The organism is Promicromonospora sp. NPDC023805 (assembly GCF_040639635.1).
Taxonomy (GTDB): domain Bacteria; phylum Actinomycetota; class Actinomycetes; order Actinomycetales; family Cellulomonadaceae; genus Promicromonospora.
This window is the reverse complement of sequence record NZ_JBFAAH010000032.1, coordinates 46,257-63,100: the sequence shown is the minus strand read 5'-3', so window position 1 is coordinate 63,100 and position 16,844 is coordinate 46,257. Positions and strand designations below refer to the sequence as shown.

At 70.8% G+C, this 16,844-nt stretch carries 15 protein-coding genes; 13 read left to right on the top strand and 2 right to left on the bottom strand.

The features are described 5' to 3' along the window. Window positions 1-153 precede the first annotated feature (153 nt). Complete coding sequence (locus AB0F70_RS24265) at window positions 154-693, top strand: GNAT family N-acetyltransferase (RefSeq protein ID WP_357454639.1); 540 nt, start codon at window positions 154-156, stop codon at window positions 691-693. Window positions 694-736: 43 nt separating this feature from the next. Here AB0F70_RS24265 and AB0F70_RS24260 read toward each other — a convergent pair whose 3' ends face one another. Continuing rightward, window positions 737-1,366 (bottom strand): TetR/AcrR family transcriptional regulator, encoded by a 630-nt coding sequence (locus AB0F70_RS24260; RefSeq protein ID WP_357454636.1) that lies wholly within the window; start codon window positions 1,364-1,366, stop codon window positions 737-739. A 128-nt stretch (window positions 1,367-1,494) separates the two neighbouring features. Between AB0F70_RS24260 and AB0F70_RS24255 the strand changes: the two genes are divergently transcribed. Both AB0F70_RS24255 and AB0F70_RS24250 read left to right on the top strand, forming a co-directional pair. Beyond that, on the top strand, window positions 1,495-2,091 hold the full coding sequence (locus AB0F70_RS24255; protein WP_357454633.1) for a DUF6230 family protein: 597 nt from the start codon (window positions 1,495-1,497) through the stop codon (window positions 2,089-2,091). Further along, window positions 2,082-3,731 carry a DUF6114 domain-containing protein gene (locus tag AB0F70_RS24250; RefSeq protein ID WP_357454630.1) on the top strand — a complete coding sequence of 550 codons (1,650 nt, stop codon included), beginning with the start codon at window positions 2,082-2,084 and terminating at the stop codon, window positions 3,729-3,731. Before AB0F70_RS24255 ends, AB0F70_RS24250 begins: the two co-directional genes overlap by 10 nt. Window positions 3,732-3,799: 68 nt before the next feature. Here AB0F70_RS24250 and AB0F70_RS24245 read toward each other — a convergent pair whose 3' ends face one another. Continuing rightward, a complete protein-coding gene (locus tag AB0F70_RS24245) occupies window positions 3,800-5,257 on the bottom strand; it encodes an isochorismate synthase (protein WP_357454627.1) in 1,458 nt (485 codons plus the stop codon). Window positions 5,258-5,384: 127 nt separating this feature from the next. Here AB0F70_RS24245 and AB0F70_RS24240 point away from each other — a divergent pair, with 127 nt between their 5' ends. The 10 genes from AB0F70_RS24240 (at window position 5,385) to nuoH (ending at window position 16,812) form a co-directional block, all read left to right on the top strand. Then, on the top strand, window positions 5,385-6,080 hold the full coding sequence (locus AB0F70_RS24240; protein ID WP_357454624.1) for a demethylmenaquinone methyltransferase: 696 nt from the start codon (window positions 5,385-5,387) through the stop codon (window positions 6,078-6,080). 184 nt (window positions 6,081-6,264) lie between these two features. Continuing rightward, complete coding sequence (locus AB0F70_RS24235; protein ID WP_357454621.1) at window positions 6,265-7,572, top strand: geranylgeranyl reductase family protein; 1,308 nt, start codon at window positions 6,265-6,267, stop codon at window positions 7,570-7,572. A 58-nt stretch (window positions 7,573-7,630) separates the two neighbouring features. After that, window positions 7,631-7,990: an NADH-quinone oxidoreductase subunit A gene (locus AB0F70_RS24230; protein WP_020016036.1), complete on the top strand. Its 360-nt coding sequence runs from the start codon at window positions 7,631-7,633 to the stop codon at window positions 7,988-7,990. An 80-nt stretch (window positions 7,991-8,070) separates the two neighbouring features. Then, complete coding sequence (locus tag AB0F70_RS24225) at window positions 8,071-8,622, top strand: NADH-quinone oxidoreductase subunit B family protein (protein ID WP_357454617.1); 552 nt, start codon at window positions 8,071-8,073, stop codon at window positions 8,620-8,622. After that, complete coding sequence (locus AB0F70_RS24220) at window positions 8,619-9,386, top strand: NADH-quinone oxidoreductase subunit C (RefSeq protein ID WP_357454614.1); 768 nt, start codon at window positions 8,619-8,621, stop codon at window positions 9,384-9,386. Before AB0F70_RS24225 ends, AB0F70_RS24220 begins: the two co-directional genes overlap by 4 nt. Beyond that, the gene (locus AB0F70_RS24215; protein ID WP_357454611.1) at window positions 9,383-10,738 is read left to right on the top strand and encodes an NADH-quinone oxidoreductase subunit D; all 1,356 of its coding nucleotides are present in this window, start codon (window positions 9,383-9,385) and stop codon (window positions 10,736-10,738) included. The genes AB0F70_RS24220 and AB0F70_RS24215 overlap by 4 nt, the downstream gene beginning before the upstream one ends. After that, entirely contained in the window at window positions 10,735-11,547 is an 813-nt protein-coding gene (gene nuoE, locus AB0F70_RS24210) for an NADH-quinone oxidoreductase subunit NuoE (protein ID WP_357454608.1), read from the top strand. The genes AB0F70_RS24215 and nuoE overlap by 4 nt, the downstream gene beginning before the upstream one ends. A gap of 5 nt (window positions 11,548-11,552) precedes the next feature. Beyond that, window positions 11,553-12,902: an NADH-quinone oxidoreductase subunit NuoF gene (gene nuoF, locus AB0F70_RS24205; RefSeq protein WP_357454647.1), complete on the top strand. Its 1,350-nt coding sequence runs from the start codon at window positions 11,553-11,555 to the stop codon at window positions 12,900-12,902. Then, window positions 12,899-15,505, top strand: a complete 2,607-nt coding sequence (locus tag AB0F70_RS24200; protein WP_357454605.1) for an NADH-quinone oxidoreductase subunit G — start codon at window positions 12,899-12,901, stop codon at window positions 15,503-15,505. The genes nuoF and AB0F70_RS24200 overlap by 4 nt, the downstream gene beginning before the upstream one ends. Further along, the gene (gene nuoH, locus AB0F70_RS24195) at window positions 15,502-16,812 is read left to right on the top strand and encodes an NADH-quinone oxidoreductase subunit NuoH (protein WP_357454602.1); all 1,311 of its coding nucleotides are present in this window, start codon (window positions 15,502-15,504) and stop codon (window positions 16,810-16,812) included. Before AB0F70_RS24200 ends, nuoH begins: the two co-directional genes overlap by 4 nt. The last annotated feature ends 32 nt before the right edge of the window (window positions 16,813-16,844 follow it).

Here is a 16,844-nt window from a genome sequence, read left to right as displayed (position 1 = left end):
CCCCTCCACCGACCTGCCGCCAAGCTCGGCGGGCCGTTTTCCTCCCCGGGCCTGGGCCCCCCCCCCCCCCCCACTTCTATCTCGCCAGAGCTCTACTTCGGCGTATTCGCGTTCAGCGGGTGAACCCGGCTCGTCCGGTCTAAATTAGGCCGCGTGTCTGGGACGTTTACCGTGGTCAGGACCCTTGGCCGATCGGATGCCGCGCACGACATCCTCGGGGAGCTGCCGGAATGGTTCGGCATTGACCGGTTTACGCACGAGTACGTAGAGGCGGCGGCCAAGTTCCCCAACTATGTGGCGGTCGCCGCGCCCGAAGCCGCGCCTCCCGGAGCCGCGCCCGGCGCCCCGGCGCCCGCGATCGGGGCCGACGGCGGCAAGATCCCGTCCGAGGACGTGCTCGGCGTGCTGCTCGTCGACCAGCGATACCCGACGTCCGCGGAGGTGCACCTGCTCGCCGTCCGGCGCAAGCACCACCGCGGGGGCATCGGGCGCACCCTCATGCGGCGCGTGGAGGACGACCTCCGGGCCCAGGGTGTGCGCCTGCTGAGCGTGAAGACGTTCGGGCCTTCGGCGTCCGACCCGGACTTCGACCGGACCCGCGCCTTCTACACGGCCTGCGGCTTCCATCCGGTCGAGGAGTTTCCCGACCTCTGGGCCGACAACCCCTGCATGCTCATGGTCAAGGCGCTGTGACGGGAGCGCCCCGGGCGGAACCCCGGCCGGGGCGCGGGCATCGTCAGCGCGCCGACGGGACCCCGAACAGCGCCTCCGAGGCGCCAGGCACGACGGCGGCGACGACGCCGCCGAGGCTGCGCTCGAGGTAGCCGACGAGCTCCTCGTCGCCGAGGTCGGAGTTGATGCCGCCGTCGACCAGCGCCTGCTCGGCGAGGGCCACCCAGGAACGGACCGCGATGCGCAGGAGCTCCGACTCGGGCACCCCCAGCTCCAGGAGGACGGCGAGGGCGCGCTCCGTCTGCTCCCGCCGCGCGTCCTCGATGACCGCGCGGACCTCCTCGTCACCGCTCGCCGCACCACGGACCAGCGAGTAGAAGGTCGGGCCGTGCTCCCGTACGTAGGCGACGAGCCGGGTCAGCGTGCTGGTCAGGCGCTCGGCCGGCGGAAGCTCCGCGAGGGGCTCGGAGGCGTGCAGCATCGAGTCCCGCGCGCGGCGCACGATCTCGTGGTGCAGGCCGTTCTTGGAGCCGAAGTAGTAGTAGACGAGACCCGTCGAGACACCGGCTTCGGCGGCGATCTCCTCGACGGTCACGTCGGCCAGGGGTCGGTCCGCAAGAGTGGCCACTCCCAGTGCCACGAGCTGGTTGCGGCGTTCCTCCGGGCGAAGTCGGGTGCGACGGGCTGTTGCCATGGTTCGAGCATATCCGGCATGCTTTGCGGCGCTCTCAGCAGACAATTGACGCTTACTCAGTAATCGCGCTAACGTCGCGACGGGACGACGGCGTAGTCGTCCTCACATTGGCATCGAGGGGAACACCAATGAAGCTCAGCAAGCTCACGGGGTCGCGCAAGGGGCGCGTGGCTCTGGCAGTCATCCCGGTCGCGATCGCCGCCAGCTTTCTGCTCGGTGGGGTTGCTCAGGGCGCGGTGCCCGTCTCGTTCGCGATCTCCGGCAGCCAGTTCAAGATCGGCGCCGACCAGCTCGTGGGCACCGGCTTCTCGCAGTACGCGGGCGTGGCGACCGCCTCCGACGGTACGGAGCACCCCGCCGCCATCGCGAACATCAAGGACGCGAAGCTCTACAACCTGTGCCAGTCGGTAGTGCAGGACACGCCGCTCGGCAAGGTCGGCCTCCTCATCTCGGCGGGCACCGCCAAGGACAAGCCCGCGCTCGCGACCGATCTGCAGATCGGCATGAACGACCTGTCGGGTACCGCGGTCTTCAAGAACATCCGGATCGGCGTCGACGCCTCCACCGTCAACACGACCAAGAAGGGTGACGCCGGCGACTTCGCCATGGACTCCGACTCGATCGACATCGACGGTCTCCAGCAGGTGTCGTGGAGCACGCAGGCCGCCGTCTTCCAGCTGACGGACCTCAGCCTCAAGATCACGGACGGCACCGAGTGCTTCTAGGTCCGGGTGACGGCCCGGCCGACGCCGGCCGCCCCGGACTTCGCACGAAGCTTGCTGACTGGCGCCGGGACTTCCGTCCCTGGCGCAAGCAGCGGCCGTTCGTCGGGGGTGTGCTGGTAGCGCTCGCTGGTCTCGAGATGCTTCTGTCCGGCCCGATCAAGCTGGACCAGCTCGGGATGAACGTCGTGCTGCAGTTCGGGGTCGAGGGCTCCCAGGCGACGATCCTCCCGCTCGCGCTGATCCTGCTGGGGATCCTGTCGATCGCGCAGCCCGTGCACCGGATCTTCTACGGCGTGATCGCACTGGTGATCTCCGTCTACTCGATCGCAGGAGTGAACCTCGGCGGCTGGGTCGTGGGGTTCCTGCTCGGGGTGATCGGCGGCGTCATCGTCGTGTCCTGGGCGCCTCCGGAGGAGGACGCCGAGGCGGATGCAGAGGCCGACGGCACGGCAGACCCCGCCGAGCCGCGCGCCGCGGACGACGCTCCGGACGCGGACGAGGCAGCGGAGGCGGGGGACGCGAAGGCGGAGGACGACGCACCGGCGGCCGGGCCCGCCCCGGACACGGAGGCGATCCCGCGCGCGGACTCGCTCAGCACAGCGCTGCGCGCACTGTCCCAGAAGTCCGCCGCGGTAGTGGTGGCGGGCGCGATGGCGGTCGGTGGCATGAGCATGCCCGCGTCGACGTCGGACGCCCAGACCAAGCAGGACGACTCGTTCTGGTGCGTGGTCTTCGGTGCGTGTGACGAAGACCCGGCGGACCCGTCGGCCACGCCCACCCCGTCGCCGAGCGGCTCCGACCCGGGCACTTCCGACCCGGGAGACGGCGGGACCGATGACCCGGTCGGCGACGCGGTGGACGACGTCACGGGCGGCGGATCCGGCCCGGCCGACGGCGACACCGGCTCAGGCGACCCGGCTGACGGCGGCACCGGCGCGGGCGACGACAAGCCCGAGTGCGAGGAGCCGACGCAGGACGGCGAGGTGCCGCCCGAGGCGGGGGACAGCGCGCCGTCCGATCCCTGCGGCGAGGTCGACCCGCAGGAGACCATCGAGGAAGCGCTCCATACCGAGCTCGGCACCTGCGTCAAGGTGAGCTTCGGCGGCAAGTACGACCTGAACGTCGACCTGCCGGGCCAGTGCGGGGCCAAGGAGGATGGTTCGGTCTTCTCCGTCCCCGCCGACCTGGAGAGCCGGGACCTGACCATCCCGCTCACCGGCATCAACGGCATCGGCCTGGCGAACGTGCCGGTCAAGGGCGCCGGCGAGCGGCGGGACGCGATCAAGATCTCGGCCGACAAGGTCGTCGTCGACGGCTTCTGGCTCAAGTCGTACGCCTACGACCACGGCACGACGGCGGGCACGGACACCCGGGCGAACTTCGTCTCGCTCGAGGGTGACGCGCACATGTACGTGTCGTCGATCCACGCGAACCTGCCCGACGGCCAGGACCTCCTGGAGGTGGCCACGAAGGTGCTCGAGGGCGCCTCGCTCATCGAGATCCTGCTGACCGCCACGGACGCACGGATGGGTTTCCTCGGCGCGACGTCGAACGTCCAGGTGTGGGACGGCTTCCGCGAGCAGGTCTGGGGCGACAAGACGGACCCGATCGGAAGCGGCCCAACGGCCGGCACCCCCTGATCCGTTGAGTGCTGGATATTTGTCCTCTCGAACCGTTTCGAGAGGACAAATATCCAGCACTCAACGGGCTAAGGGGTCGCGCCCAGGGCGTAGCGCATCGGTTCTAGCTTCGCCTCCGATTCCGCCAGTTCTGCCTGGGGGTCAGACGCCGCTACTATGCCGCAGCCCGCGAAGAGGCGGATGTGGTGCCGGTCCGTCGTCGAGATCTCGGCGGACCGCAGGGCGATGCCCCACTCGCCGTCGCCGTCGGCGCCCACCCAGCCCACCGGCCCGGCGTACCGGGCCCGGTCCAGGCCCTCGATCTCCCGGATGAGGCTGCGCGCGGCGGTGGTCGGCGTACCGCAGACGGCGGCGCTCGGGTGCAGCGCCGCCGCCAGCGAGAGCGACGACGGCCGCAGGCCCGACGCCGGGCTCTGGTCGGTCAGCACGCCCGTCACGTCGGTGGCCAGGTGCATGACGTTCGGCAGGTGCAGCACGAACGGCGCCTCCGGCACGTTCATCGAGGAGCAGAACGGCTCCAGCGCGGCGGCCACGGAACGCACCGCGAACTCGTGCTCCTCCAGGTCCTTCGACGAGCGGGCCAGCTTGGCGGCGTGCAGCAGGTCGGCGTCGGCGGGGACCGCCGGCGAGCCGGGTCCGTGCTCGCGGCTGATGGTGCCCGCCAGCACGCGCGACGCCACCAGACCCTTCTCGCTGCGGACCAGGAGCTCCGGCGTCGCGCCGACCATGCCGTCCACGCTGAACGCCCAGCAGGCGTCGTAAGCGGACGCGAGCCGGCCGAGCAGGTGGCGTGTGTCGACCGGGTGCTCTGCCGTGGCGACGACGTCGCGCGCGAGCACCACCTTCTCCAGCTCGCCGGTCTGGATCCGGGCCACGCCCTCGGCGACCACGGCCGGCCAGTCCGCCGCGCCCACGGCGCCGTCGGCCAGGACCACCTTGCCCGGATCGGTGACGGGCTGGTGCGGGTAGGCGGACAGCAGCTCCTCACCCACGGGCGCGGAGCGGTCGCCCACGAGGGAGATCGTGGTCGTCCAGGCCCGGTCGCCCTTCCGGCCGACGACGACGCGCGGCACGATCAGCACCCCGCTCGCGCGTGTGGGGTCCTCGGACTCGTCGCCCGGGGTGACGTCGTCGAACGCGAAGCTGCCGAACGCGACCAGTCCGCTCCCGGGCAGGGCCACGTCGTCGTGCACGACGGCGCGGTCGAGCACCTGGCGCCAGGCGTCGTCGGCGTCGGCGAAGCGGCCGGGGCCGAACGTCTCGAACCGCAGCGCCTCGCCCCAGCCCACGAGCCCGTCGCCGTGCCGCACCCAGGCGAGCGCGTTGGTGTCGGGGAGGCGGTCGACGAGCGCGGTCGGCGTATCGGGCAGGTCGTCGACCGCGACGGTGCGGACCACGAGCTGGGGACCGCCGGGCGCGCCGCGCGGCGACTCGTCGGACGGGGGCGGCGCATCGGTGACCCAGGTGCCGGACACGGAGAAGCCGGTGGGTGCACCGGGGGTGCGTCCGGCAGGCGAGACGATCATCTTCCTCAGGATAGGTCGGCGGACGGATCGGCCCCACATCCCGTGGGAGACGTCACACAGGGCAGGGTGGGCGGACGGCGGGTTCGGGATGCCGCGGCGCCGTCCGGGGTCGTGAAACGATGGCTGCATGTCCCGCGCAAGCCTGGAAAAGAAGCCGGCCGAGGTCGCGTCGATGTTCGACGGGATCGCCGCCCGCTACGACCTGACCAACGACCTGATCTCCCTGGGTCAGGACCGGCGCTGGCGTCGCCTCACGGTCGACGCGGTCGCCGCGATGCCCGGCGAGCGCGTGCTCGACCTCGCCGCGGGTACCGGGACCAGCAGCGAACCCTTCGCCGCCGACGGCGCGTTCGTGGTCCCGTCCGACTTCTCGATCGGCATGCTGCAGGTCGGCAAGGAGCGTCGGCCGGACCTGCCGTTCGTCGCAGGGGACGCGATGCGGCTGCCGTTCGCCGACGCGTCCTTCGACGCGGTGACCATCAGCTTCGGCCTGCGGAACGTGGCGGACACGGACGTGGCGCTGCGCGAGATGCTGCGCGTCGTCCGGCCCGGTGGTCGCGTGGTGATCTGCGAGTTCTCCACGCCGACGTGGAAGCCGTTCCGGGTGGTCTACCAGGAGTACCTGATGCGCGCGCTGCCCGTGGTGGCGAACCTCGTGACCCGCGAGAAGGGCTCGTACGACTACCTCGCCGAGTCCATCCGCACCTGGCACACCCAGGTCGAGCTGGCCCACCTGATGCTCGAGGCCGGCTGGGAGCACGCGGCCTACCGCAACGTGTCCGGCGGCATCGTCGCGCTGCACCGGGCGGTCCGCCCGGTCTGACCCCCTCTGGGACGCAGTCCGGCACCCCGGCAAAGTAAGGGGAACCTTCCTACACAATCCCCCCTAAGTGTGGCTAGGGTGTCGGTGTTGTGACAGGGTTCACAAGGGCTTGTCACGAAGCCCGGTCGAACCCCGCACGGCGAGGTCAGCAACGACCAGCTGCGGGTTCCCAACGGGGGTGAACGTGCGAACTGCAAGACGCGACGACGCGGATGTCATCGTGGTGGGCGCCGGTCCGGCCGGCTCGTCCACGGCGCACTGGTGCGCGGCCGCGGGTCTCGATGTGCTGCTCCTGGAAAAGGGCGAGTTTCCGCGGGACAAGATCTGCGGCGACGGCCTGACGCCGCGTGCCGTGGCCGAGCTGGTCCGCATGGGCGTCCCCACCCGCGAGGACGACGGCTGGATCCGCAACCGCGGCCTGCGCGTCCACGGCGGTGGCCGCTCCTACGAGCTCGACTGGCCGAGCCTCACGACCTACCCCGGCTACGGCATGGCGAAGTCCCGCATGACGCTGGACCAGACCCTTGCCCAGCATGCGCAGGCGAGCGGCGCCAAGCTCCTGCAGCGCACCAAGGTCACCGGCCCGCTCCGGGACGACGACGGCGGCCGCGTGGTCGGCGTGACCGTCCAGCCGCTCGACACCCGGGGCCGCGCCGAAGGCCCGGTCAAGGAGCTCCGCGCCCCGGTGGTCGTGGCGGCCGACGGCGTCAGCTCACGCTTCTCGCTCGCGATCGGGCGGGAGCGCCGCGACGACCGGCCCATGGGGACCGCCGTCCGCGCCTACTACCGCACGCCGCGCCACGACGACCCGTTCATGGAGTCGCACCTCGAGCTGTGGGACGGCGAGCCGGGCAAGAGCGACCTGCTGCCGGGTTACGGCTGGATCTTCCCGCTCGGCGACGGCACGGTGAACGTGGGCCTCGGCAGCGTGCACTCCACGCCCGCGCGCCAGTCAAAGGCGGGTATCGACTACCGGCGTCTCATGGAGACCTGGCTGGCCAAGAGCGCGCCGGAGGGCTGGGACCTGGTGCACGAGCCGGAGCGCGGCCCGATCCGCGGCGCTGCGCTGCCCATGGGCTACAACCGCGGCCCGCTGTACGCGGACGGTGTGCTCCTGGCCGGCGACTCCGCCGGCATGGTGAGCCCGTTCAACGGCGAGGGCATCGCCTACGGGCTGCAGGCCGGCCGGGTCGCCGCGGAGGCGATCAGCCAGGCGCGCCACAAGAGCACCGACGGGGCCCGCGAGGCCACGCTCGGCACGTACGCGGACCGGATGCGCGACGATCTCGGCGGCTACTACACGTTGGGCCGCTGGTTCGTGCGGCTCATCGAGCACCCGGAGATCATGCGGCTCTGCGTCCGCTACGGGCTGCCCCGCAAGGTGGTCATGCAGTTCACGCTCAAGCTCCTGTCCGACTGCTACGAACCGCAGGGCGGCGACTGGGTGGACCGCGTCATCGCGGGTCTGACCAGGGTGGTACCCCGCTCATGAGCAGCCGCACGCAGCGCATCACGCATCCGAAGGGCAAGTCGTCCACGAAGGGCACAGCATGAACCCCTACGTACCGATCCTGATCCTCATGGCGATCGGCGCCGTCCTGGCGCTCGGTGGTGTCGCCGCGAGCGCGATCATCGGTCCCAAGCGTTACAACCGCGCCAAGCTCGACTCCTACGAGTGCGGCATCGAGCCGACGCCGCACGCTGTGGGCGGCGGGCGGCTGCCGATCAAGTACTACCTGGTGGCGATGACATTCATCGTCTTCGACATCGAGGTGGTCTTCCTCTACCCGTGGGCCGTGGACTTCACGACGCTCGCGACGTTCGGGCTGGTGGCGATGCTGGCGTTCCTGGCGTTGATCACCGTGCCGTTCGTCTACGAGTGGCGCCGTGGCGGTTTCGACTGGGTCTGAGCAGGCTGACGACTTTCATGTGCGGCGCCTGACGGCGTCGTGCAGCGACGCCGGGCGGGTCCCGGCAGCAAGGAGGAGACATGGGTGTCGAGGAAGCGCCGTCAGGTTTCCTGCTGACGACGATCGAGGATCTCGCCGGGTACCTGCGCAAGGCTTCGGTGTGGCCGGTCACGTTCGGCCTGGCCTGCTGCGCCATCGAGATGATGGCGGCGGGTGCGTCGCGGTTCGACCTCTCGCGGTTCGGCATGGAGGTCTTCCGTGCGTCGCCGCGGCAGGCCGACCTGATGATCGTGGCGGGACGCGTGAGCCAGAAGATGGCCCCGGTGGTGCGCCAGGTGTACGACCAGATGAGCGAGCCCAAGTGGGTGCTCTCGATGGGTGTGTGCGCGTCGTCGGGCGGGATGTTCAACAACTACGCGATCGTCCAGGGCGTGGACCACGTGATCCCTGTCGACATCTACCTGCCCGGCTGTCCGCCGCGGCCGGAGATGCTGATCAACGCGATCCTCGGGCTGCACGACCAGATCCAGAAGGCGCCGCTGGGCGTGAACCGCATCGAGGCCGCGCGGGCCGCCGAGGCGGCCGCCATGGAGGCCACGCCGACCTTCGAGATGAAGGGTCTGCTGCGATGAGCGACGTCACGCCCGGCGGCGACCAGAAGGCCGTGGCCGGAAGTGCGGTCCAGCCGCCCGAGGGCGCCGCCACGCTCGAGCTCGTCGAGGTCAAGCGCGGCATGTTCGGCGCGGGCGGTTCCGGCGACACCTCCGGGTACGGCGGCCTGATCACCCCGATCGCGATGCCCGCGGCATCGGCCCGGCCGTACGGGAGCTGGTTCGACCAGGTGGTCGACGTCCTGACCGAGGTGCTGACCGACGCCGGTGTGGCGCCGGAGCAGGCGATCGAGAAGGTCGTCGTGGAACTGCACGGCGCCGCGAGCGCCGACGCCCAGCAGGCGGAGCTGACGATCGACGTCGCCCGCGAGCACATCGTCGCCGTCTGCCAGGCGCTGCGGGACGACCAGGACCTGCGGTTCGAGCTGTCGCTCGGCGTGAGCGGCGTGCACTACCCGCACGACGCCGGCCGGGAGCTGCACGCGGTCTACCACCTGGCCTCGATCACGCACTCGCGCCGCCTGCGGCTCGAGGTCGCCGCACCGGACGACGACCCGCACATCCCGTCGACCACCTCCGTGTACCCGTCCAACGACTGGCACGAGCGCGAGACGTTCGACTTCTTCGGGATCGTCTTCGACGGCCACCCCGCCCTGACCCGCATCGAGATGCCGGACGACTGGGTGGGCCACCCGCAGCGCAAGGACTACCCGCTCGGCGGCATCCCCGTCGAGTACAAGGGGGCCACCGTGCCCCCGCCGGACACGAGGAGGAGCTACTCATGAGCGCTCCCACTGCTGCTCCGCACGCCACCCGGCCGGCGGGCAACGATGACATGTCGTCAACGGTCCGCGCCTTCGAGGCCTATGGCGACGGCGACTGGGACGACATCGCGCGCGAGGCGATCGGCGAGGAGCGGATCGTCGTCAACATGGGTCCGCAGCACCCGTCGACGCACGGTGTGCTGCGCCTGATGCTGGAGATCGACGGCGAGACCGTCACCGAGGCCCGCGCAGGCATCGGCTACCTGCACACGGGCATCGAGAAGAACATGGAGTACCGGACGTGGACGCAGGGCACCACGTTCTGCACCCGCATGGACTACGTGGCGCCCCTGTTCCAGGAGGCCGCGTACTGCCTGGCGGTGGAGAAGCTCCTCGGCATCACCGACGACGTGCCTGAGCGTGCCTCCGTGATCCGCGTGCTGATGATGGAGCTCAACCGGATCGCCTCGCACCTGGTCTGTCTCGGCACCGGCGGCAACGAGATGGGCGCCACCACCGTGATGACCGTCGGGTTCACCGCCCGCGAGGAGATCCTGCGCCTGTTCGAGGCGGTCACCGGTCTGCGCATGAACCACGCGTACATCCGCCCCGGCGGGGTCGCGGTGGACACGCCAGAGGGGTTCACCACCCAGGCCCGCGCGGCCCTGAAGAACGTCCGCGGCTACCTCAAGCAGCTGACCGACCTCATGCTCGCCAACCCGATCTTCAAGGCGCGCCTGACCGACGTCGGCGTCCTGAACCTGACCGGCTGCATGGCGCTCGCGATCACCGGCCCCGTGCTGCGCTCCACCGGACTGCCGTACGACGTCCGCAAGGACAACCCGTACTGCGGCTACGAGACGTACGACTTCGACGTCCCGACCGCGAAGGGCGCCGACTGCTACGACCGCGTGGTGCTCCGCATCGAGGAGTGCTACCAGTCGCTCAAGATCGTCGAGCAGGCCATGGAGCGGCTCGACCGTACGGAGGGCGAGCCGGTGATGGTGGCCGACAAGAAGATCGCCTGGCCCGCCCAGCTCGCCGTCGGCGGCGACGGCCAGGGCAACTCCCTTGAGCACATCAAGAAGATCATGGGCACCTCCATGGAGGCCCTGATCCACCACTTCAAGCTGGTCACCGAGGGCTTCCGCGTCCCCGTCGGCCAGGCCTGGCAGACCGTGGAGCACCCGCGCGGGGAGCTCGGCGTGCACGTCGTGTCCGACGGCGGCACCCGCCCCTACCGCGCGCACTTCCGCGACCCCTCGTTCAACAACCTCCAGGGCGTGTCCGTGATGTGCGAGGGCGGCCAGGTGGCCGACGTCGTCGTCGCCGTCGCCTCCCTGGACCCCGTGCTGGGAGGTGTGGACCGATGACCGCAGAACCCGTGGACACCAGGACCCGCTACGACGCTGCGACCCTGGCCACGCTGACCACCGACGCCACGGCGATCATGGCGCGCTACCCGGACCCCCGCTCGGGCCTGCTGCCGATGCTGCACCTCGTGCAGTCGATCGACGGCTACGTGAGCCGGGACGGCATCCTGTTCTGCGCCGAGATGCTCGGCATCACGGCCGCCGAGGTCTCCGCCGTCGCGACCTTCTACACCCAGTACAAGCGGCACCCCAACGGCACCTACACCGTCGGCGTGTGCACCAACACGCTGTGCGCGGTCATGGGCGGCGACGCGATCTTCGACGAGCTGAGCGAGCACCTCGGCGTCGGCCACGACGAGACCACCGACGACGGCGCGATCACTCTCGAACGCGTCGAGTGCAACGCCGCCTGCGACTACGCGCCCGTCGTGATGGTGAACTGGGAGTTCTTCGACAACCAGACGCCCGAGACGGCGACGGCGCTCGCGGACAAGCTGCGCCTCGGCGAGGACGTCGCCCCCACTCGGGGCGCCGCGTCGGTGTGCTCGTTCAAGCAGATGAGCCGGGTCCTGGCGGGGTTCAACGACGGCCGCGCCGACGAGGGTGTCGGCGCGGGTGCGCCGACTCTTGCCGGACTGCGGATCGCCCGCGAGAACGACTGGAGGGCGCCGGACGGTGCCCCCGGGACGACCGACCGGCCGGGCGAGACGATCACCGGCGAGCCGGGCTCGTCCGCCGAGCGTCAGCCCGTGACGCCGTCGGACACCCAGGTCGGCAAGGACAAGAAGCCAGGGGAGGACGCGAAGTGACTTCCATCGCGACGCTGACACCGGTACTCACCGACACGTGGGACAAGGACCGGTCCTGGCGCCTGGCCACGTATGAGCGCGCCGGCGGCTACGCGGGCCTCAAGAAGGCCCTGAAGACGGCGCCCGCCGACCTGGTGCAGGCGGTCAAGGACTCCGGCCTGCGCGGCCGCGGCGGTGCGGGCTTCCCCACGGGCATGAAGTGGGGCTTCCTGCCTCAGCCCGACGGCGGTCCGCGCTACCTGGTCGTCAACGCGGACGAGTCCGAGCCGGGTACCTGCAAGGACATCCCGCTCATGCTCGCCAGCCCGCAGCACCTGATCGAGGGCGTTGCGATCACCAGCTATGCGATCGGCTGCGACCACGCGTTCATCTACGTGCGCGGCGAGGTGCTGCACGTCTACCGGCGGCTGCTGAACGCCGTCGAGGAGGCGTACAAGGCGGGCTACCTGGGCAAGAACATCCAAGGCTCGGGCTTCAACCTCGACGTCACGGTGCACGCAGGGGCGGGCGCCTACATCTGCGGCGAGGAGACGGCGCTGCTCGACTCGCTGGAGGGCCTGCGCGGCCAGCCGCGGCTCAAGCCGCCGTTCCCCGCCGTCGCCGGCCTGTACGCGCGGCCCACGGTGGTGAACAACGTGGAGTCCATCGCATCGGTCCCCGCGATCATCGCAAAGGGCGCCGACTGGTTCTCCTCGATGGGCACCGAGAAGTCCCAGGGGCACGGCCTGTTCTCCCTCTCGGGGCACGTCACCACGCCCGGCCAGTACGAGGCGCCGCTCGGCATCACGCTGCGGGAGCTGCTCGACCTGGCGGGCGGCGTCCGCGAGGGGCACGAGCTGAAGTTCTGGACCCCGGGCGGGTCGTCGACGCCGATCTTCACCGCCGACCACCTCGACGTCCCGCTCGACTACGAGTCGGTGGGCGCCGCTGGGTCGATGCTCGGCACGCGTGCGCTGCAGATCTTCGACGAGACGGTGTGCGTGGTCCGGGCGACGAGCCGCTGGACCGACTTCTACGCGCACGAGTCGTGCGGCAAGTGCACCCCGTGCCGCGAGGGCACCTACTGGCTCAAGCAGGTGCTGCACCGCATCGAGGGCGGCGAGGGCCAGGACGGCGACCTCGAGCTGCTGCTCGACCTGTGCGACAACATCCTGGGCAAGGCGTTCTGCGCGCTGGGCGACGGCGCCGTCTCGCCGATCACCTCCAGCATCAAGCTGTTCCGCGAGGAGTACCAGGCGCACATCGACGGCCACGGCTGCCCGTTCGACCCGAGCAAGTCGGCACTCTTCCCGTACACCCCCAAGACACGGACGACGGCTGCCCTCGCGGGCGCCGGCGCCGGAGGTCACCGATGACCGTCACCACGAACAACCCGAAGACCGAGGCCGCACCGGTCGAGCTGGTCACCTTCACCATCGACGGCACGGAGGTCAGCGTCCCGAAGGGCACGCTGATCATCCGGGCCGCGGAGCAGGCGGGGATCCAGATCCCGCGGTTCTGCGACCACCCGCTCCTGGCGCCCGCCGGCGCCTGCCGGCAGTGCCTCGTCGAGGTCTCCATGCCGGACCGCGAGGGCAATGTGCGGCCCATGCCGAAGCCGCAGGCCTCGTGCACCATGACCGTCGCGCCCGGCATGATCGTCAAGACGCAGCACACCTCCGCCGTCGCGGACAAGGCGCAGCAGGGGGTCATGGAGCTGCTGCTCATGAACCACCCGCTGGACTGCCCGGTCTGCGACAAGGGTGGCGAGTGCCCCCTGCAGAACCAGGCGATGTCGAACGGCCGCACCGACACGCGGTTCGTCGACGTCAAGCGCACCTTCCCCAAGCCGATCGCGCTGTCCACGCAGATCCTGCTCGACCGCGAGCGCTGCGTGCTGTGCCAGCGCTGCACCCGGTTCAGCGAGGAGATCGCGGGCGACGCGTTCATCGCGCTGCAGGACCGCGGCGCGCACCAGCAGATCGGCCGGTTCGACGAGGGCGTGCTCGGGTTCGCGGGCGAGCCCGTAGGCCCCGTGGACCGCCCGGTCGGGGAGGCCACCACCGACACGTCCGGACGGCCGTTCTCGTCCTACTACTCAGGCAACACCGTGCAGATCTGCCCGGTGGGCGCGCTGACCGGGGCGGGTTACCGCTTCCGGTCGCGCCCGTTCGACCTGGTCAGCACCGAGAGCATCGCCGAGCACGACTCCTGCGGCTCCGCGATCCGCATCGACCACCGTCGCGGCCAGGTGCTGCGCCGGCTCTCGGGCGAGGACCCGGTGGTCAACGAGGAGTGGATCACCGACAAGGACCGCTTCGCGTTCACCTGGCAGTCGGCAGCGGACCGCATCACCACGCCGCTGGTCCGGGAGGACGGGAAGCTTCGTCCCGCGTCCTGGGTGGAGGCCCTGGAGATCGCGGCTGCGGGCCTGGCGAGGGCCAGGCAGAGCGGCGGCGTCGGCGTGCTGCCGGGCGGCCGGCTCACCGTCGAGGACGCCTTCGCCTGGTCACGCTTCGCCCGTACGGCGCTCGGTACCAACGACGTCGACCAGCGTTCGCGCGTGCACTCCGCCGAGGAGGCCGCATTCCTGGCGCACGTCGTCGCCGGGTCGGGCGTGGGCGTCACGTTCGGCGACCTCGAGAAGGCGCCAGCGGTTCTGCTCGTCGGCCTGGAGGCCGAGGAGGAAGCGGGCATCACGTTCCTGCGGCTGCGCAAGGGTGCCATGGGTAAGGCGAGGACGAAGGTCTTCTCCGTGGCCCCGTACGCGACGCGCGGGCTGACCCGCCTGAACGGCACGCTCCTGCCTGCCGCACCCGGCACCGAGGCCGAGTGGCTGACGAGCCTGACCACCACCCTGGGCGGCGGCCTGTCCCCGGCGGACGCACCGACGTCCGACATCGACACCAGCGCCCTGGCCCAGCCGGGTGCCGTGATCCTCGTGGGCGAACGCCTTGCGGGCTCGCGCGGCGCGTACGCGGCCGTCGTCGGCCTCGCCGAGGCGACGGGCGCGCGGCTCGCGTGGATCCCGCGCCGTGCGGGCGAGCGCGGCGGCGTCGAGGCCGGCCTGCTGCCCGGCCTGCTGCCGGGCGGTCGCCCGGTGGCGGACGCCGCCGCACGCGCCCAGGTCGCCGAGGCCTGGGGCGCCGAGGTCCCGGAGACCCCGGGCCGCGACACCTCGGGCATCCTCGCGGCGCTCGCGGACGGCACGCTGGGCGGCGCGATCGTCGGCGGCGTCGAGCTCGCCGACCTGCCCGACCCGGCTGCCGCACGCGCGGCGCTCGAAGCGACATCGGCGCGCGGCGGGTTCGTCGTGAGCCTCGAGGTACGTGCCTCGGAGGTGACCGAGCGGGCCGACGTCGTACTGCCCGTCGCGCCGCCCGTGGAGCGCGCCGGCTCGTACTGGAACTGGGAGGGCCGTGTGCGGTCCTTCGGCGCCGCGCTCGAGTCGAGCGCCCTGCCCGACCACCGCGTGCTGCACGTGCTGGCCCAGCACCTGGGTGTGGACCTGCAGGCGGCCTCACCGGCCGAGGCCCACCTCTCCATCGCCATGACGCAGCACAGCGCCTGGACCGGCGACCGCCTGACGGTCCAGGGCGGCGCACCGACCGCACCGCCCGCCGTCGGCTTCGGACAGGCGGTGCTCGCCACCTGGCGGCTCCAGCTCGACGTGGGTCGCGGCCAGGACGGCGAGCAGTTCCTCGCCGGCACGGCCAAGCAGGCGGTCGCCCGCATGTCCGCCGCCACCGCTGCGGGCTTCGGTGTGGCCGACGGCGACCGGGTCGCCGTGAGCACGAAGCGCGGCGCCGTCGAGGTCCCCGCAGCGGTCACCGACGGGATGGTCGACGGCGTCGTGTGGCTGCCGCTCAACAGTGCCACCTGCCGTGTGCACGACACGCTCGGCGCGTCGGCCGGCGACCTCGTCACCGTCACGGTGGCCGCCGCCGTCCCAGATCGCTCGGAAGGAACCGCCCGATGAACCCGGTGATCCTGGCCGCGGCCGCACCCGGCGTGAGCGCCGACTTCTCGCAGGAGACCATCTGGGCCTCCATCGTGAAGGCAGTGCTGATCGTGGTGTTCCTGCTGACCAGCGTGCTCTTCGCCATCTGGTTCGAGCGCAAGGTCGTCGCGCGCATGCAGGTGCGCCCCGGACCCAACTGGCACGGGCCGTTCGGCCTGCTGCAGTCGCTCGCGGACGCCATGAAGCTCCTGCTCAAGGAGGACCTGACCGTCACGCGGGCCGACCGGTTCGTGTACCTGCTGGCGCCGATGATCTCGGTGTTCTGCTCGCTGCTGGTGTTCGCCGTCATCCCGTTCGGGCCGAGCGTGTCGTTCTTCTGGACCGACTGGACCACCCCGGCGCAGCTCACCGACTTCCCCGTCGCGGTGCTGTACGTGCTGGCCGCCGCGTCGCTCGGCGTCTACGGCATCGTGCTGGGCGGCTGGGCCTCCGGGTCGACCTACCCGCTGCTCGGCGCCGTCCGCTCCACGGCCCAGGTGATCAGCTACGAGCTCGCGATGGGCCTGTCGCTGGTCAGCGTGTTCATCATGGCGGGGTCGATGTCGACGTCGCAGATCGTGGACAGCCAGACGCAGATCTGGTGGTTCATCCCGCTGGCGCCCGCGTTCGTGATCTACGTGATCTCGATGATCGGCGAGACCAACCGCCTGCCGTTCGACCTCCCCGAGGCCGAGGGCGAGCTGGTGTCGGGCTACATGACCGAGTACTCGTCGATGAAGTTCGCCTGGTTCTTCCTGGCGGAGTACATCAACATGCTCAACGTCTCGGCGGTCTGCGTCACGCTCTTCCTGGGCGGCTGGCGCGCACCGGTGCCCGACGCGTTCCTTGGCGGTGCCCTCAACGAGGGCTGGCTGCCCGTCATCTGGTTCCTCGCGAAGCTCTGGGCGGTCATGTTCTTCTTCGTGTGGGTGCGCGGCACGCTGCTGCGCCTGCGCTACGACCAGTTCATGGTGTTCGGCTGGAAGGTCCTCATCCCGGTCGCGCTCGCCTGGGTGGTCGTGCTCGCCGTCGTGCAGTGGCTGCAGCGCATCCAGGGCGTCACCTTCCAGCAGTTCATCCCGGTGATCGTCGGGGCCGCCATCGTCTTCATAGCGGTCATGTGGTTCTGGCCCGAGAAGAAGGAAGCGCCACCGGGCGCCGGCAAGAGTGGCGGCGCCGAGAAGGAGCCCGTCGACGCCTTCGCCGGCGGGTTCCCGGTGCCGCCGCTGCCCGGCGAGAAGCTGCCCCCGTCCAAGCGGTTCGGAAAGGAGGTCCACGGTGAGTGAGCGACAGGCGAGTGAGTACCAGCCCCTGCGAC

What these genes read in the sequence shown, in the direction of transcription:
- nuoE (WP_357454608.1), top strand. Translation starts at nt 10,735, where the DNA reads ATGACCGCAGAACCCGTGGACACCAGGACCCGCTACGACGCTGCGACC.
- AB0F70_RS24255 (WP_357454633.1), top strand. Translation starts at nt 1,495, where the DNA reads ATGAAGCTCAGCAAGCTCACGGGGTCGCGCAAGGGGCGCGTGGCTCTG.
- AB0F70_RS24225 (WP_357454617.1), top strand. Translation starts at nt 8,071, where the DNA reads ATGGGTGTCGAGGAAGCGCCGTCAGGTTTCCTGCTGACGACGATCGAG.
- nuoH (WP_357454602.1), top strand. Translation starts at nt 15,502, where the DNA reads ATGAACCCGGTGATCCTGGCCGCGGCCGCACCCGGCGTGAGCGCCGAC.
- AB0F70_RS24215 (WP_357454611.1), top strand. Translation starts at nt 9,383, where the DNA reads ATGAGCGCTCCCACTGCTGCTCCGCACGCCACCCGGCCGGCGGGCAAC.
- AB0F70_RS24230 (WP_020016036.1), top strand. Translation starts at nt 7,631, where the DNA reads ATGAACCCCTACGTACCGATCCTGATCCTCATGGCGATCGGCGCCGTC.
- AB0F70_RS24200 (WP_357454605.1), top strand. Translation starts at nt 12,899, where the DNA reads ATGACCGTCACCACGAACAACCCGAAGACCGAGGCCGCACCGGTCGAG.
- AB0F70_RS24260 (WP_357454636.1), bottom strand. Translation starts at nt 1,366, where the DNA reads ATGGCAACAGCCCGTCGCACCCGACTTCGCCCGGAGGAACGCCGCAAC.
- AB0F70_RS24240 (WP_357454624.1), top strand. Translation starts at nt 5,385, where the DNA reads ATGTCCCGCGCAAGCCTGGAAAAGAAGCCGGCCGAGGTCGCGTCGATG.
- AB0F70_RS24220 (WP_357454614.1), top strand. Translation starts at nt 8,619, where the DNA reads ATGAGCGACGTCACGCCCGGCGGCGACCAGAAGGCCGTGGCCGGAAGT.
- AB0F70_RS24245 (WP_357454627.1), bottom strand. Translation starts at nt 5,257, where the DNA reads ATGATCGTCTCGCCTGCCGGACGCACCCCCGGTGCACCCACCGGCTTC.